General features: G+C 67.9%; 15 protein-coding genes. 11 read left to right on the plus strand and 4 right to left on the minus strand.

Annotated elements, in window-relative coordinates:
• Positions 1 to 38 precede the first annotated feature (38 nt).
• From V7060_RS15125 to V7060_RS15155, 7 genes are all read left to right on the plus strand, one after another.
• Positions 39 to 944, plus strand: a complete 906-nt coding sequence (locus V7060_RS15125; RefSeq protein WP_334180078.1) for a ScpA family protein — start codon at positions 39 to 41, stop codon at positions 942 to 944.
• Positions 945 to 994: 50 nt separating this feature from the next.
• Positions 995 to 1,816 carry an SMC-Scp complex subunit ScpB gene (gene scpB / locus V7060_RS15130; protein ID WP_334180079.1) on the plus strand — a complete coding sequence of 274 codons (822 nt, stop codon included), beginning with the start codon at positions 995 to 997 and terminating at the stop codon, positions 1,814 to 1,816.
• A complete protein-coding gene (locus tag V7060_RS15135) occupies positions 1,813 to 3,501 on the plus strand; it encodes a pseudouridine synthase (protein WP_334180080.1) in 1,689 nt (562 codons plus the stop codon). Before scpB ends, V7060_RS15135 begins: the two co-directional genes overlap by 4 nt.
• Before the next feature lie 139 nt (positions 3,502 to 3,640).
• Positions 3,641 to 4,750 carry an NAD(P)/FAD-dependent oxidoreductase gene (locus tag V7060_RS15140; protein ID WP_334180081.1) on the plus strand — a complete coding sequence of 370 codons (1,110 nt, stop codon included), beginning with the start codon at positions 3,641 to 3,643 and terminating at the stop codon, positions 4,748 to 4,750.
• Positions 4,751 to 4,818: 68 nt separating this feature from the next.
• The gene (locus V7060_RS15145) at positions 4,819 to 5,598 is read left to right on the plus strand and encodes a ferredoxin--NADP reductase (protein WP_334180082.1); all 780 of its coding nucleotides are present in this window, start codon (positions 4,819 to 4,821) and stop codon (positions 5,596 to 5,598) included.
• Positions 5,599 to 5,662: 64 nt separating this feature from the next.
• Positions 5,663 to 6,208: a TlpA disulfide reductase family protein gene (locus V7060_RS15150; RefSeq protein ID WP_334180083.1), complete on the plus strand. Its 546-nt coding sequence runs from the start codon at positions 5,663 to 5,665 to the stop codon at positions 6,206 to 6,208.
• Between the two features lie 105 nt (positions 6,209 to 6,313).
• A complete protein-coding gene (locus V7060_RS15155) occupies positions 6,314 to 7,051 on the plus strand; it encodes an alpha/beta hydrolase (RefSeq protein ID WP_334180084.1) in 738 nt (245 codons plus the stop codon).
• Here the strand turns inward: V7060_RS15155 and V7060_RS15160 are convergent.
• Both V7060_RS15160 and V7060_RS15165 read right to left on the minus strand, forming a co-directional pair.
• On the minus strand, positions 7,036 to 7,431 hold the full coding sequence (locus V7060_RS15160; protein WP_334180085.1) for a hypothetical protein: 396 nt from the start codon (positions 7,429 to 7,431) through the stop codon (positions 7,036 to 7,038). The genes V7060_RS15155 and V7060_RS15160 overlap by 16 nt on opposite strands.
• A 10-nt stretch (positions 7,432 to 7,441) precedes the next feature.
• Positions 7,442 to 7,924 (minus strand): glutathione peroxidase, encoded by a 483-nt coding sequence (locus V7060_RS15165; RefSeq protein ID WP_334180086.1) that lies wholly within the window; start codon positions 7,922 to 7,924, stop codon positions 7,442 to 7,444.
• 129 nt (positions 7,925 to 8,053) lie between these two features.
• Here V7060_RS15165 and V7060_RS15170 point away from each other — a divergent pair, with 129 nt between their 5' ends.
• Positions 8,054 to 8,650 carry a hypothetical protein gene (locus V7060_RS15170; protein ID WP_334180087.1) on the plus strand — a complete coding sequence of 199 codons (597 nt, stop codon included), beginning with the start codon at positions 8,054 to 8,056 and terminating at the stop codon, positions 8,648 to 8,650.
• Positions 8,651 to 8,746: 96 nt separating this feature from the next.
• Here the strand turns inward: V7060_RS15170 and V7060_RS15175 are convergent, their stop codons facing one another.
• Positions 8,747 to 10,780 (minus strand): amidohydrolase family protein, encoded by a 2,034-nt coding sequence (locus tag V7060_RS15175; protein ID WP_334180088.1) that lies wholly within the window; start codon positions 10,778 to 10,780, stop codon positions 8,747 to 8,749.
• 146 nt (positions 10,781 to 10,926) lie between these two features.
• On the opposite strand from V7060_RS15175, the gene V7060_RS15180 reads away from it, so the two are divergent.
• On the plus strand, positions 10,927 to 13,116 hold the full coding sequence (locus V7060_RS15180; RefSeq protein ID WP_334180089.1) for a M3 family metallopeptidase: 2,190 nt from the start codon (positions 10,927 to 10,929) through the stop codon (positions 13,114 to 13,116).
• 218 nt (positions 13,117 to 13,334) lie between these two features.
• On the opposite strand, the gene V7060_RS15185 is transcribed toward V7060_RS15180, so the two are convergent.
• Complete coding sequence (locus V7060_RS15185) at positions 13,335 to 14,219, minus strand: DnaJ C-terminal domain-containing protein (protein WP_334180090.1); 885 nt, start codon at positions 14,217 to 14,219, stop codon at positions 13,335 to 13,337.
• Between the two features lie 152 nt (positions 14,220 to 14,371).
• On the opposite strand from V7060_RS15185, the gene V7060_RS15190 reads away from it, so the two are divergent.
• Positions 14,372 to 14,851, plus strand: coding sequence for a peroxiredoxin (locus tag V7060_RS15190; protein WP_334180091.1), 480 nt, complete (start codon positions 14,372 to 14,374; stop codon positions 14,849 to 14,851).
• Between the two features lie 33 nt (positions 14,852 to 14,884).
• On the plus strand, positions 14,885 to 15,601 hold the full coding sequence (locus tag V7060_RS15195; protein ID WP_334180092.1) for a hypothetical protein: 717 nt from the start codon (positions 14,885 to 14,887) through the stop codon (positions 15,599 to 15,601).
• The last annotated feature ends 1 nt before the right edge of the window (position 15,602 follow it).

The following is a 15,602-nucleotide window of genomic DNA, read 5'->3' on the forward strand; positions in this document are numbered from 1 at the left end:
CAGGCCCGCAGGGTAATCCGCACGATGGCTGTTTCTTGATGAGCCCAGAACTCGCGTCCGACGCGAACCCACAAACCCCGACCACCCACCCGCAGCAGCAGGAAATGCCGCTGGCGGTGGTGCATGGCCAGCCGGTGCTGCAGATCCCGCAGGACCTGTATATCCCGCCGGACGCGCTGGAAGTCATCCTCGACGCATTCGAAGGCCCGCTGGACCTGCTGCTGTACCTGATCCGCCGCCAGAACCTGGACATCCTGGACATCCCCGTCGCCGAGATCACCCGGCAGTACGTGGACTACATCAACGTGATGCAGGAACTGCGGTTCGAGCTGGCCGCCGAGTACCTGCTGATGGCCGCCATCCTGGCCGAGATCAAGTCGCGGATGCTGCTGCCGCGGCCGGTCAGCGAGGAGGGCGACGAAGGCGACCCGCGCGCCGAGCTGGTGCGGCGCCTGCAGGAATACGAGCGCTTCAAGCAGGCGGCCGAGGACCTGGACGCCCTGCCCCGCCAGGACCGTGACACCACGCCGGTGAGTGCCGACGTGCCGGACCGTGCTTCGGTCAAGTTGCCACCGCCGGTCGAGCTGAAGGAAATGCTGCTGGCGCTGCACGACGTGCTCAAGCGCGCCGAGCTGTTCACCGGCCACGCGATCAAGCGCGAGGCGCTGAGCGTGCGCCAGCGCATGGGCGATGTGCTGACGCGGCTGGAGGACGGCAGGTTCCACCGCTTCGAGAGCATGTTCACGCCCGAGGAAGGCAAGCTCGGCGTGCTGGTGACCTTCCTGGCCATGCTGGAACTGGCCAAGGAGCAGTTGCTCGACATCGTGCAGGAAGCCCCCCTCGCCCCGATCTACATCAAGTCGCTGGCGCTGAACAACACCAACGAACCGCTGCAGTTCTCCAGCGAGTTCGACGACAGCGACGCCGCCAACGACAGCCCGTGACCGCGGCTGGCCCCCACATGGCCCACCGCACTTCCGAACGACAGGACCGCATGGATCAACCGCTCATCAACCGCATCGTGGAAGCCGCCCTGCTGGCCGCCACCCAGCCACTGACGCTGGCGCAACTGCATGGCCTGTTCCCCGAGGACGAGCCGGCGCCGGAAGGCAGCGTGGAACAGGCCCTGCAGCACCTTGCCGACGCCTGCGCCGACCGTGGCGTGGAACTGGTCGAAGTGGCCTCCGGCTACCGCTACCAGGTCAAGGCCGACGTCCACGCCTGGGTCGCGCGCCTGTGGACCGAGCGCAAGACCAAGTACACGCGCGCCACGCTGGAAACGCTGGCCCTGATCGCCTACCGCCAGCCGATCACCCGCGGCGAGATCGAACAGGTCCGCGGCGTGGCGGTCAGCAGCAACATCATCCAGGCCCTGGAAGAGCGCGAATGGATCCGCGTGGTCGGCCACCGCGACGTGCCCGGCAAGCCGGCGCTGTTCGGTACCACCAAGGGCTTCCTCGACTACTTCGGCCTGAAGCGGCTGGACGAACTGCCGCCGCTGTCCGAACTCAAGGACATCGGCGAACTGGAACCGCAGCTGCCGCTGGATGGCGCGCCGCTGCCGGTGAGCATCGCCAGTGGCGACGCCGTCGACGATACGCAGGGCGACGACATGCGTGCTGGAGACGATGGCCGCGACACGGATGCCGGCACGGACGAAGACCATGACACGCCGGCATCGGACGATGCCGACCAAGACACCGCATCAGACGAGGCCGGCGACGACGCCGGCGATCGCGATGAACCTCAACCCCAAGATGACGACGCCGCTGCTTCCGATGAGGAAGACCGGGCACCGTCGGAGCAGAAACAATGAGCAACACCCCCCCGAAGAAAGCCGCCCTGGGCAAGCTGTCGCTGAAGCGCGGCGAAGGCACCGACGCACCCGACACCAACCGTCTGGAAGAACGCCTGCACAAGGTGCTGGCGCAGGCCGGCCTGGGTTCGCGCCGTGCGCTGGAACAGCGCATCGCCGACGGCCTGGTCAAGGTGAACGGTGAGGTCGCGCAGACCGGCATGTCGGTCAAGGGCGGCGACCGCATCGAGCTGGACGGCAAGACCTTCGTCGCCAGCGCGTTGACCGAACCCTCGCGCGTCCTGATCTACAACAAGCCTGAAGGCGAAGTCACCACCCGCGACGATCCCGAAGGCCGCCCGACGATCTTCGAAGCACTGCCCGCCCTGAAGGGCGCGCGCTGGATCGCCATCGGCCGGCTGGACATCAACACCACCGGCCTGCTGCTGCTGACGACCGATGGCGAACTCGCCAACGCGATGATGCATCCGTCCTACGAGGTCGAACGCGAATACGTGGTGCGCGTGCGTGCGCCGGAAGGCCAGGAAAGCGTGCCGGACAACATCGTCGATCGCCTGCGCCGCGGCGTGGCGCTGGAGGACGGTCCGGCCAAGTTCGACGAGATCGAACGCATCGGCGGCACCGATTCGCACGACTGGTTCAGCGTGGTGGTCAAGGAAGGCCGCAATCGCGAAGTGCGCCGCCTGTGGGAATCGCAGGGCTGCCAGGTCAGCCGCCTGAAGCGCGTGCGCTACGGCAAGGTCAGCCTGCCGCAGCCGCTGCTGCGCGGCCAGTCGCAGGAACTGCCCGACGCGCAGGTGCTGGCGCTGCGCAAGCAACTGGGCCTGGAAGAAGGCGCACCCGCCGCACTCACGCTGCAGCCGGTCATCGGCCAGCGCAAGGCATCCAAGTCGACCGTGCACGTGGGCGGCGGCCGCAGCGGCAGCGCTTACGTCAACGGCCACAACAGCGCCGACGAAGGCCGCGAACTCCGCCGCTTCGACCATGTACGCGAAGACCGCGGTCGTGGTGGTCGTGGCAAGAAGCCGCATGGTGGCCTGACCGTCAGCGGCGAGCAGGCGGCGAAACAGTCGCAGCGCCCGTTCAAGCAACGTACGCCGAAAGGCCCGAAGCCGCTGCCCGATGGCAATCCGGCCGCGTTCCGCAGCTGGTACGTGCCGGACGGCGTGGACACCGGTCCGGCCGGCCATCGCAACGCCGGTCCCGGCGGCCCGAAGAAGCCTTACGGCGGCAAGCCCGGTGGGCGTCCTGGTGGTGCCGGTGGCAAGCCGGGTGGCGGCGCCGGCAAGCGTGGTCCGGGCGCAGGTCCAGGTGGCTTCGGTGGCGACCGGTTCGGCAACGAGCGCGGTCCCGGCGGCTTCGGTGCCGAGCGCGGCCCGCGTGGCGCACAGGGTGCAGGCAAGCCGCAGCGCGCGGCGCGTCCCTACGGGCATCCCGCCAGCGCGCCGAGCTTCCCCTCCGATCACGCCAATCCTGGCTTCAGTCCGTATGGCCAGCAGCCGCGTGGCCCGCGTCCGCAGGGACGTCCCGGCGGTGGCGGCAATCGTCCGCAGCAGGCCGGTCCGCGCCCAGGACCGGGCGGTCGTCCTGCCGGCGGCCGCGGTCCTGGCGGTCGCCCGGGTGGCGGCGGTGGCAGGCCCGGCGGTGGCGGCCAACGCGGTCCCCGCGGCGGCGGCGGCGGCTGAAGCGACAGGAAGAAGGCGCCCCTCGGCGCCTTCTTCGTTTTCAGGGGACACGCGTCGTTGACTTCATGGCGACTTCATCGCCGCTCCCCGCACCGCCGGCACGCTGCGCGCCATCCCCGGATGGAGCGAAGGCCCGACGATGCAGGATCAACGTTACGACGCGATCGTCGTGGGTGCCGGTTTCGCCGGCCTGGCCTGTGCCCGCGAACTGGCCACGCATGGCCTGCGTGTCTGCGTGATCGACCGCAAGCAGGATCTCGGCGAGCGCATGCACACCACCGGCATCCTGGTGCAGGAAGCCTGCGACGCGCCACTGCTGGCAGGCGTGCCCCGCGCACTCCTGCGTGCGGTTCCGCATGTGCGCCTGTACGCGCCGAACCTGCGCAGCGTAAGGCTGGGCGCGGACGGCTACCGCTTCTATACCACCGACACGCCGGCGCTGATGCGCTGGATGGGCGAGTACGTGGAGACCTGCGGCGTCGAACTGCGCCGTGGACAGGCTTTCAGGAACGCCACGCGCACGCTGACGAGCTGGCACGTGGACGGCGTGGGCCATGCGCGCGTTCTGGTCGGTGCCGACGGCGCGCGATCGCGGGTCGCGCACCGTCTGGGCCTCGGCCAGGTGACGCAGTTCCTCTACGGCGTGGAGTACGAGTTCGACGGCGTCGCACTGCGCGAACCCCATGCCCTGCACTGCTTCATCAACAAGCGTTTCGCGCCGGGCTACCTGGGCTGGATGGCGCAGACGCCGACCGGTGTGCAGGCCGGCCTGGCCCGGCGACACCACCCCGGCGGCACGCAGGTGCCGGACATGGCGGGTTTCCTCCACCACGTCGCGCCGATGACGGGACTGTCCGCCACGCGCCGACCCGACAGCATCCGCGCCGGGCTGATTCCCTGCGGTGGCCCGGTGCGGCCGATGCAGCGCGAAGACGTCGTGCTGATCGGCGATGCGGCGGGCATGGTGTCGCCGCTGACGGCGGGCGGCATCCATGCGGGACTGCGGCACGGTGCGACCATCGGACGCAGCCTGGTCCGCGCCTTGTCGGGACGCGCCGGGCCTCACATGGCGTCGTCGGCGGTCCCGGCGTTCGCTTTCAAGCGCGCACTGCGGTGGGCCTTCGACCATGCGCAGTTCGATGCCCCGGTGAACCTGTTGCTGGCGGCGCGCCCGACGCGTCGCGTGGTCGAGCAACTCTGCTTCCACCGGCGTGGCGGCCTGGTGCCTGATCCCGTTGAACCGGATTGAGCACGATCAAGGTCGCGCCAGGCCGGTCGGCTACAATGACGCGTCGATTCAAACGCCCACACTCCCCCATGTCCTCTGCGTTCGGCACCGAGACGGTGCTCGACGTCCGTCACTGGACGGACGCCTACTTCAGCTTCACCACCACCCGCGACGACGGTTTCCGCTTCGAGAATGGCCAGTTCGTCATGATCGGCCTGGAGGTCGAAGGCAAGCCGCTGCTGCGCGCCTACTCCATCGCCAGCGCGAACTGGGAAGAACAACTCGAGTTCTTCAGCATCAAGGTGCAGCACGGTCCGCTGACCTCGCGCCTGCAGCACATCAAGCCCGGGGACCACGTGCTGATCGGACGCAAGCCCACCGGCACCCTGCTGATCAGCGACCTGCACCCCGGCCGCAACCTCTACCTGCTCGGCACCGGCACGGGTCTGGCGCCGTGGCTCTCGGTGATCAAGGATCCGGCCACGTACGAGCGTTTCGACAAGATCATCCTGACCCACGGCGTGCGCCATGCCGACGACCTGGCCTACCGCGACTACTTCGAGAAGGAACTGCCGCAGCACGAGTTCCTCGGCGAGACCATTCGCGAGAAGCTGCTGTACTACCCGGCCGTGACCCGCGAGGACTTCATCCACCAGGGTCGCCTGACCGACCTGATGGCCAGCGGCGCGATGATGGACAGCCTCGGCATTGCGCCACTGGATGCGGAGCACGACCGCGCGATGATCTGCGGCAGCCCGCAGATGCTGGCCGACTTCCGCGCGCTGCTCGACGGCCGCGGCTTCACCGCCGCACCGCGCATCGGCACGGCCGGCCAGTACGTGTTCGAACGCGCCTTCGTCGAGAAGTAGCCCACGGCCCCCACCGGCATGCCGGGTGCTACGCTGGCGCCACGACGTCCTGGGGAGGACTGGCATGATCCGAAACCTCTTGCTGCTGGCCGCCTTGCTGGCCGCGTCGCCCTGCGTGCGGGCGGCCGACACCGCCAAACAGCCCGGCATCGGTGAGCTGCCGCCACCGATCGCCCTGAAGGACCGCGATGGCGACCCCGTCGACCTGGAGGCGCTGAAGGGAAAAGTGGTCGTGGTGACCTTCTGGGCGTCGTGGTGCGGACCTTGCCGGCGCGAACTGCCGATGCTCGGGCAGGTGCAGAAACTGGTCGGCCGCGACTACCTGGAAGTCATCGCCATCAACATGAAAGAGCCGCGCAGCGACTATCTCGGCGTGCTGCGCGCCAACCGGGACCTCGACCTCACCTTCGTCCACGATGCCCGTGGCGTCGTCACCGACCGCTACGGCGTCACCGCGCTACCCAACATGTTCATCATCGGACAGGACGGACGCATCGTGCGTACGCACCGTGGTTACTCCGAGGCGGTACTCGACTCCTTCGCCAGGGAACTGATTGCCCTGTTGCCGGAAGAGGCGCTGCAGGGCCGTGCACCGCCGCGCAGCCCCTGACGCGCGCATCCACGCACCCGTCGCAGGGGCGATGCTAGTCTCGCCGCCTTGACGCAGGGAGACGATGCGATGACGGCAGGCTGGCGGTGGTCCGGGGCACTGGTTGTGATCTCCCTCGCCCTGGCCGGCTGCCTGCCCGCGGTCAACCCGCAGGCGCCGGTGCCGCAGGCGCTCGTGCCGGCGGCCGAGGCGCCCGCGCGACTGGTGGTGGTGCTGCCGGGCCGAGGCGACGACGTGCAGGCGCTGCGCGAAAGCGGTATCGCGGCGGCCATCCAGTCCGCATGGCCCGACGCCGACGTCGTGCTCACCGGACTCGGCTTCGGCTACTACATGCAGGGACGCGCACCGCAACGGCTGCACGATGAGGTGATCGTGCCGGCGCGTGCACGCGGCTATCGCGAGGTGTGGCTGATGGGTGCCTCCATGGGCGGCATGGGCACGCTGATGTACGACCGCGCATATCCCGGCGATGCCGACGGGCTGGTACTGCTGGCGCCCTATCTGGGCGACCGCGACCTGCTGGACGACATCCGCACGCGCGGGCTGGCGCAATGGGATGCGGGCCCCGTGCCCGTCGAGGTGAACGCAGGCAACTACCAGCGCGAACTGTGGCGCCACCTGCAGGGCTGGCGCGATGACCCGGCGCGCACGCGCACGGTGTGGCTGGGCTATGGCGCCGACGACCGCCTGGCCGGCGCGATGCCGCCGTTGGCCGGACTGCTGCCGCAGGACCACGTGGTCGTGGTGAAAGGCGGCCATGCGTGGAAGGTATGGTCGCCGCTCGCCCGCCGCATGCTCGCGGCGGCAGGGCCGGCGCGTCTGGACGCTCAGCGCTCGCCGTAGCGCAGCCAGCGGACGGCCGCGGCTTCCTCCGCGAACACACGGGCATCGAAGCCGTGTTCGTTGGCCAGCAGGCCAGCGAATTCCACCTGCGGAATCTGTTCGGCGTGCCGCTCGACATAGGCGATGCGCACGGCCTCCATGCCCTGCCCCCGCATCGCCTGCACGAACTGGAGCAACTGTTCCGGTGGCGGCGGCAGGCCGTCCATGTCGTCGACCACCAGCAAACCGGACGGCGACAGCCGGCGTACTTCTTCGGCAATGGTGCGCCAGTAGGCCAACGTGGTCTCCAGCGTGCCGTTGGTGCCCGTCACCCGGGCACGCAGGCCGTAGTCGGCGGTACCGAACGCGATATGGAACAGAGGGCCACCTTCGTCGCTCACGCCACCGCGCTCAGCCCAGTGCGGCGCGGATGTCGCCAGCGAGCGATTCCGGCGTGTCGGTCGGCGCGTAGCGCTTGATGACCTTGCCATCGCGACCGACGAGGAACTTGCTGAAATTCCACTTGATCGCGCTGATGCCGAGCAGCCCGCCCTTTTCCTGCTTCAACCATTTCCACAGCGGATGCGCATCGCTGCCATTGACATCGATCTTGGCGAACATCGGGAACGTCACGTCGTAGTTCAGCGAGCAGAAGGTGCGGATCTCGGCTTCGTCGCCCGGTTCCTGGTGGCCGAACTGGTCGCACGGGAACCCCAGTACGACCAGGCCCTGCGGACCGAACTCGCGCCACAGCGCCTCCAGTCCGGTGTACTGCGGCGTGAAACCGCACTTGGACGCGACGTTGACGATCAGCAGCGCCTTGCCCTGGTACTCGGACAGGGAACGTTCGCGACCGTCGAGGTCCTGCGCGGAAAAGTCGTAGGCAGTCGTCATGCGGGTTCTCCGGGAAAGGCGCTATCAGACACCCGGCGCGCCCGCCGGGCAAGCAGCCCGCGCCTTGCGATGCGTGGGAAACGCGCCCGGATTCGGCTACCGTGCCGACACCGGCCCAGGGAACCCGCCATGCACGACGCCGACCCCGCCAGCCATGCCAGCCTGTACATCCATGTCCGCATCCTGCTGGGCATGATCGTCGGCCTGGGCCTGACCCACCTGCTGCGCCATGTCGCGCGCATCGTCGAGCGCCCGCAGGCACACCGCGTCCACGGCGTGCACCTGGTGTGGGCCGGCTTCATGTTCGTCTACGTGCTGCACTTCTGGTGGTGGCAGTTCAGCCTGTCGCACCAGACGCACTGGAATTTCAATCTCTACCTGTTCGTCACGCTGTACGCGCTGCTGCTGTACTTGTTGTGCGCGCTGGTGTTTCCCGAGTCGCTGGCCGATGGCGTGGGCTACCGCGACTACTACTACGGACGGCGACGCTGGTTCTTCGGCCTGCTGGCGGTGATGTTCGTGGTCGACGCCGGCGACACGCTGATCAAGGGAACGGCCTACGTACAGCAGCTCGGGCCGGAATACTGGGTCCGCAATGCGGCGTTCGTGCTGGCGAGCGTGGCCGCCGCCATCACGCGGAGTCCGCGCTACCACGGCATCTTCGCCGTGGCGGCGCTGCTGTACGAACTGTCCTGGATCTGGCGGCGCTACGAGATCCTGACGTAAGCCTGCCCTTCTGTAGGAGCGACGTCAGTCGCGACCGCACGCCTGATGTACTCCGGCTCTGCGGTCGCGACTGACGTCGCTCCTACAACAGCAAGCTCACCGCGCCGGCTGCACCTTGATGGCCGGCGCGAATGGCACGATGCCCAGCGCTTCGTGGATCTCCGCCGGGTAATACGCCCGACCATCCTTGATGACCAGCGCCAGCTTGCGGATGTCGGTGATGTTGGCGGTCGGATCGCCGTCGACCAGCACCAGGTCCGCGCGCTTGCCGGGGACGATGGAACCGGCGTCATCCAGCGTACGGCTGTATTTCGCGCCATTCCAGGTGGCCACCTGCAAGGCCTGCGACGGTGTCAGCCCCGCCTGCACATACAGTTCCAGCTCCCGTTGCAGGGTAAAGCCCGGCAACTCGTCGGTGCCCGCCACCAGCGGCACGCCGGCACGGTACAGGCGACCGGTGAACTCGACCAGCTTGTCGAAGCTGCGCGTGTAGCGCGCGCCGGTGACATCGTCGGGGATGTCCATCTCCGCCGCGCGGCGGCCGCGCTGCACGTCCGGCGGCAAATGGTCCGCGACGTCGGCGACGATCGGCGAAAGCTGGCCTTCGCGCTGATGGATGAACTCGAACGTCGCCAGCGTCGGATCGATGACGATCTGCTTCTTCGCCAGCAATGCGATGAAGTCCTGTACCGGCTTGCTGTCGAAGTCGAGTCCGTCCGTCTTGTCGGCGACGAGGTAGAAGCGTGCGAGCGTGCGCGTGTCGGTCTCCGGAGTGACGAAGAAGTTCAGCATCACCTGGTTGATGTGCTGGATTTCGTCGTAGCCCTGCTCCACCACGTCCTGCGCACGCAGGAACGCCGGCACGTGGCCGCTGACGCGGATGCCACGCTGGTGGGCGTAGGCGGTAGTGTCGCGCAGGATTTCCCTGGGGAAGGAGTTGTAGATCTTGATCTGCGGATAACCGTGCTCGACGTACCAGTCGATCGCCTGCTTCGCGCCGGCCAGGTCCTTCACCACGAAGCCGCCCTGCGAGGAATGCTGACTCTGCCCTTCGATGTAGCCGGCGGGAATCACCCGCGGGTGCATCAGCGTACCGTCCTGTTCTTCCACCATCAGCTGCTGCAGCGTGGCGTTGTCGTTGCCCATGTCGCGCGCGCTGGTGACGCCCGCAGCCAGGTGCAGCCCGCCTTCCCAGCTGCCGGCGTGCACGTGCATGTCGTACAGGCCCGGCAGCAGGACGCGGTTGCCCGCGTCGACCACGTTGTCGGCCGCGACCTTCGACTGGCCGATCGGCGAAACGGACAGGATCCTGCCATCGCGCACCATGACATCCGAGGCCGCACCCAGCACGGCCTTCTCGCTGTCGAACACGCGTGCGTTGCGGATCAGCGTGGTGCCCGGCAACGGATGCGCCAGGCGCCGCTGCAACGCGACCAGCGCTTCGCGCTCGGCGGTCTTCTGGCGCGCTTCCAGCGCATTGGCACTGCCCTGCCAGCCATCCTCGATCAGTTGCAGGAAACCCGGATAGATGTAGGCGAACAGGCGCGGCTCGGCGCCGCGCGTCACCCAGACGAAGCTGGGCGTGAAGCCGATCCCGGTCAGCGCCACCAGGTCGACGGTCTGCACCTTCTTGTCGTGGGTGACGTCCATCGACGCGACCGTGTGCTGCGTCAGCGTGCCGCTCGGGACCAGTGGCAACTTGCCATCGGGCTGCCTGGCCAGTGCCGCCAGCGCCACCGACATCGCCGCCGGCGTGCCGCCCAGCGGCGTGTACAGCGCGGTGCCGGTGAAGGCGTGCGTACCGCTGTCGGAGGTGCTCTTCCAGGTTCCGGTGTCGCCGTCGCGCGTGAAGGTCTCGTCCACCGGCGCGCCGAACGTCGACGTGCCCTTGACCTGGTAGCGCTCGTAGGTGCCATCCGCGCGCAGCCGGAATTCCTCCTTCAGTTCCGGCCCGCGTCCGTTGTCCTTGAAGATGAAGTCGACGCGCGTGGTGCCATCGTCGCCTGTAGTGACCGTCTGCTCGCCGGCTTGCTTGCCGCCATCCACCAGCGCGACGTATTTCAATGTTTCGGCGGCCAGCGCCGAGGGCGCCAGCAACAACGCGCAGCAGAAGGCAAGGACAGGCTTCACAGGACTCTCCGATGAGGGCGAAAGCGCCATTCTGCCGCAGCCTGGGGGCGCTGCCGTACCCCGCCGCCCATGCCTTTCGTCATGGGTCCGGCCTTTCTCCCGTGGGTTACCCTTGGGAATCCACCTTTGTAAGGACGTAGCGCCTCATGACCACCCGCCTCGCCATCGCGCTTGCCGCGACCCTCGGACTCGCCATGCCCGCCTACAGCCAGGCCGCCACACCGGCCACCCAGACGGCCCAGGCCGCCAATCCCTTCTTCGCCGAAAGCCCGCTGCCGCTGCACTATCCGCAGTTCGACAAGATCAAGGACAGCGATTTCGCTCCCGCCTTCGACGCCGGCATGGCCGAGCAGCTGAAGGAAGTCGAGGCGATCGCCAACAACCAGGCCGCACCGACCTTCGACAACACCATCATCGCGCTGGAGAAGTCCGGCCAGGTGCTGGACCGCGCCACCACGGTGTTCTTCAACCTGGTCGGCACCGACACCAACGACGCGCGCAACAAGCTGCGTGCCGACTACTCCGCGAAGTTCGCCGCGCACGGCGACGCCATCAGCCTGAATCCCAAGCTGTTCGCCCGCATCAAGACGCTGTTCGACAAGCGCAACGACCTGGGCCTGGACGCGCAGGGCGTGCGCCTGATCGAGCGCTACCACACCAGCTTCGTGCGCTCCGGCGCCAACCTCAACGACGCCGACAAGGCGACGCTGAAGACGATGAATGCCGAACTGGCTTCGCTGGGTACCCAGTTCAGCGACTTCGTGCTGAAGGAAGTCAACGCCTCGGCCGTCGTCGTCGACGACGTGAAGCAGCTCGATGGCTTCACCCCGGGCCAGATCGCCACCGCTGCCGAAGTCGCCAAGAAGCGCGGCCACGAAGGCAAGTACGTGCTGACCCTGCTCAACACCACCGGCCAGCCGCCGGAATCGCAATTGACCGACCGCGCGCTGCGCCAGCGCCTGCATGAAGCCTCGGTCACGCGCGGCAGCCGCGGCGGCGAGTTCGACACCACCGCACTGGTCTCACGCATCATGAAGCTGCGCGCCGACCGCGCGAAGTTGCTGGGCTACCCGAACCACGCCGCCTACGGCCTGGAAGACCAGACCGCGCGCACGCCGGAAGCCGTCAACGCGATGCTCGGCAAGCTGGCGCCGGCCGCCGTGGCCAACGCCAAGCGCGAGGCCGCCGACCTGCAGGCGATGATCGATCAGGAGCAGAAGGCCAAGGGCCAGCCGACGTTCCAACTGGAACCGTGGGACTGGGCGTTCTACACCGAGAAGGTGCGCGCGGCGAAGTACAACTTCGACGAATCGCAGCTCAAGCCGTACTTCGAAATGAAGAACGTGCTGGAGAACGGCGTGTTCTACGCCGCCACCCAGTTGTACGGCCTGACGTTCAAGGAACGCACCGACCTGCCGAAGTACCACGCCGACACCTGGACCTACGACGTGTTCAACGCCGACGGTTCGCAGCTGGCCATCTTCATCTTCGACCCCTACGCGCGCGACTCCAAGCGTGGTGGCGCCTGGATGAATTCGTACGTGTCGCAGTCGGGCCTCACCGGCGACAAGCCGGTCGTCGCCAACCATCTCAACGTGCCCAAGCCGCCGACCGGCGAGCCGACGCTGATGACGTGGGACGAAGTGACCACCACGTTCCATGAGTTCGGCCATGCGCTGCACGGCATGTTCTCCGACGTGGAGTACCCCTACTTCAGCGGCACCAGCGTGCCGCGCGACTTCGTGGAATACCCGTCGCAGGTCAACGAGATGTGGGCCGACTGGCCGTCGATCCTGGCCAACTACGCCAAGCACCACAAGACCGGCGAGCCGCTGCCGCAGGCACTGCTGGACAAGGTGATCGCTGCGTCGAAGTTCAACGAAGGCTTCAAGACCACCGAGTACCTGGGCGCCGCCATGCTGGACCAGCGCTGGCACCAGATCACCGCCGACCAGGTGCCCGCCGCCGACGGCGTGATGAAGTTCGAAGCCGCCGCGCTGGCTGCCGACGGCATCAACTACGCACCGGTGCCGCCGCGCTACAGGACGCCCTACTTCAGCCACATCATGGGCGGCTACTCGGCCGGCTACTACGCCTACATCTGGTCGGAAGTGCTGGACGCCAACAGTGTGGAGTGGTTCAAGCAGAATGGTGGCCTGAAGCGCGAGAACGGCGACCACTTCCGCAGGACGCTGCTGTCGCAGGGCGGCAGCCAGGACGCGATGAAGCTGTTCCGCGACTTCGCCGGCCACGACCCGAAGATCGAGCCGCTGCTGGAGAAGCGTGGCCTGACCGCTCCGGCGAGCGCGGCACCGGCGGGCAAGCAGACGCGCTGAGTCCGCTACACGCCGGTCGTACGCAATCCACCACGCCACCTTCGGGTGGCGTGGTGCTTTCGGGGACAGGCTTCCGCCGGATGGCGCCGCAGGTTTTCCACACCTCGTGTGGATGACACCTGCATGAAACTGTGGATAACCCTCGGGCGGCCTTGTGCCGCCGGGGTGTCAAGATGGGTGGCGAAAATATCGCCACACCGCTCCCGGCAAGGCAGGCCTCAGGCGTCGAAGGCCTTGCCGAGTGCGGTGTAGGCCTCGCGCTGCGCATCGGTCTCCGCGCGCGGCGCCGTGACTTCCAGTTCGACGATCTGGTCGCCTGGCGGCGTGCCCGGCAGGCCACGCCCGCGCAGCCGCAACTTGCGGCCAGAATCCGAATCGGCAGGAATCTTCAGCTCCACCGCACCGCCCAGCGTCGGGACGCTGAGGGTGGCGCCCAGTGCGGCCTGCCACGGCGTCAACGCCAGCACGTGGATGATGTTGCGGCCGTCCACCTCGAACTGCGGGTGCGGCGCGTACTCCACTTCCAGCAAGAGATTGCCGCCCTGCGCACCCTGCCCGGCCAGGCGGATCACCTGGCCCGGCTTGACGCCCTTCGGCACCTTCACGTCCAGCTGCCGGCCGTTGACGTTCACCCGCACGCTGCCCCCGTCGTGCACCGCCTGCAGCGGAACGGCGAACTTGGCACGGGAATCGCGCGACGGCTGCGGCCCGCGTGGCGCACCCTGCTCGGCACGCGCGCGACGGCCGAACAGGCCCTCGAAGAAGTCGCTGAACCCGCCGCTGCCGCCTCCCGCGCCGCCGAAGATCTCCTCGTAGTCGAATTCCTGGGAGCCGGGTCCGCCACGCCCGAAATCCGGCGGAGGCCTGAACTCTTCGCCCGGCCGGTACCCCTGCGCCCGCAACTGGTCGTAGGCCGCGCGCTTCTGCGGATCGCGCAAGGCTTCGTAGGCTTCGTTGACGGCCTTGAACTGGTCCTCGGCGCCCGGCTCCTTGCTGACGTCCGGGTGGTACTTGCGGGCCAGCCGGCGGTACGCCGTCTTGATCTCCGCATCGCCGGCCGTGGGCTCCACGCCCAGCACCGCGTAGTAATCCTTGAACTGCATGCGATCTCCGCCGTCGGGGGCGCTGCGCACCGGCGCGCGCGATGCCGCCATTCTAATCGCCGGGACCGCAGTCGGCGTCGACACCGGCAGTCACGGGCGCATGACGGCGGCACGCTACACTGGCCGGAGTTCCCCCCACACAAGGCAGTCCCATGAGCATCCAGATTGGCGAGCGCATCCCGGAAGTGACCCTCAAGCGCATCCGCGAAGGCGTCGAGACGGTCGATACCGCCGCCCTGTTCGACGGCCGCAAGGCGGTGCTGTTCGCCGTGCCGGGGGCCTTCACCCCCACCTGCTCCGAGAAGCACCTGCCCAGCTACGTGCAGCACTTCGACGACTTCCGCAGCCGGGGCATCGAGGTCTTCTGCGTGTCGGTCAACGACCCCTTCGTGATGCAGGCCTGGGGCAAGACCCAGCACGTGCCGGACGGGCTGCAGATGCTGGCCGACGGCAACGCCGACCTCGCCAAGGCGCTCGGCCTGGAAATGGACGCCAGCGCCTACGGCATGGGCGTGCGCGCCAAGCGCTTCGCGCTGTACGCGGAAGATGGCGTGGTGAAGCACGTGTTTGTGGAAGCGCCGGGCGAGTACAAGGTCTCGGGTGCGGAGCACATGCTGGAACAGCTGGGCTGAGGCATGCGGCGTTGCGACGGATCGCACGACGCATTGAGGTCCCTGGTCGCGGCACGGGTCAGCCTGCCGCGGCTGCAGATGAGCTTGCTGGTGCTGCTGACCGCGGCTAGCGGCTTTCTCGCCTCGGTGATGCTGTCCGCGATCGGCATGGAAGCGCTCTGGCTGCGATATCCGGTGTGCGTGCTGATCGCCTACGGCGCATTTCTCGGCCTGGTCTGGGTCTGGCGCCGCCATCGCGAATGGGATCTGAGCCTGCCTGATGGCGGCGGTGCGTCGCCGTCATCGGCATCTGGAAAGAGCGATTGGCAGGGAGCAGGTGGTGGTTCCGGCGGTGGCGGCGCCAGTGCATCCTTCGATGCCCCGGCGACGCCGGCATCGTTCGCCGCACTCGATCCGATGTCGCCCCCGGTCGAACTGCCGTCGCTGGACGACTCCCTCGACGCCGACGAGTCGCTGCCCGTCGTCCTGGTGCTGGTGGTGCTGGGCGGCGCGCTGCTCGCGGTGTTCTGGGTGATCTGGATCGCCCCCGCGCTGCTGGCGGAACTCGCACTGGACGCGGCCCTGTCGGCCGGTCTCTACCGACGCATGAGACGTCCAGCCGTCGACGCCGACTGGCTTTCGACCACGTTGCGGCACACGGTAAAGCCGTTCCTCGCCGCGACGCTATCCCTGCTGGTGGCCGGCGCACTGATGAACCTGCTGGTGCCGGACGCCACGTCCCTCAGCGAATTCCTCGCCCACTACCGCTGAT

The sequence above is a fragment of the Pseudoxanthomonas sp. genome (assembly GCF_036845285.1).
GTDB lineage: Bacteria > Pseudomonadota > Gammaproteobacteria > Xanthomonadales > Xanthomonadaceae > Pseudoxanthomonas_A.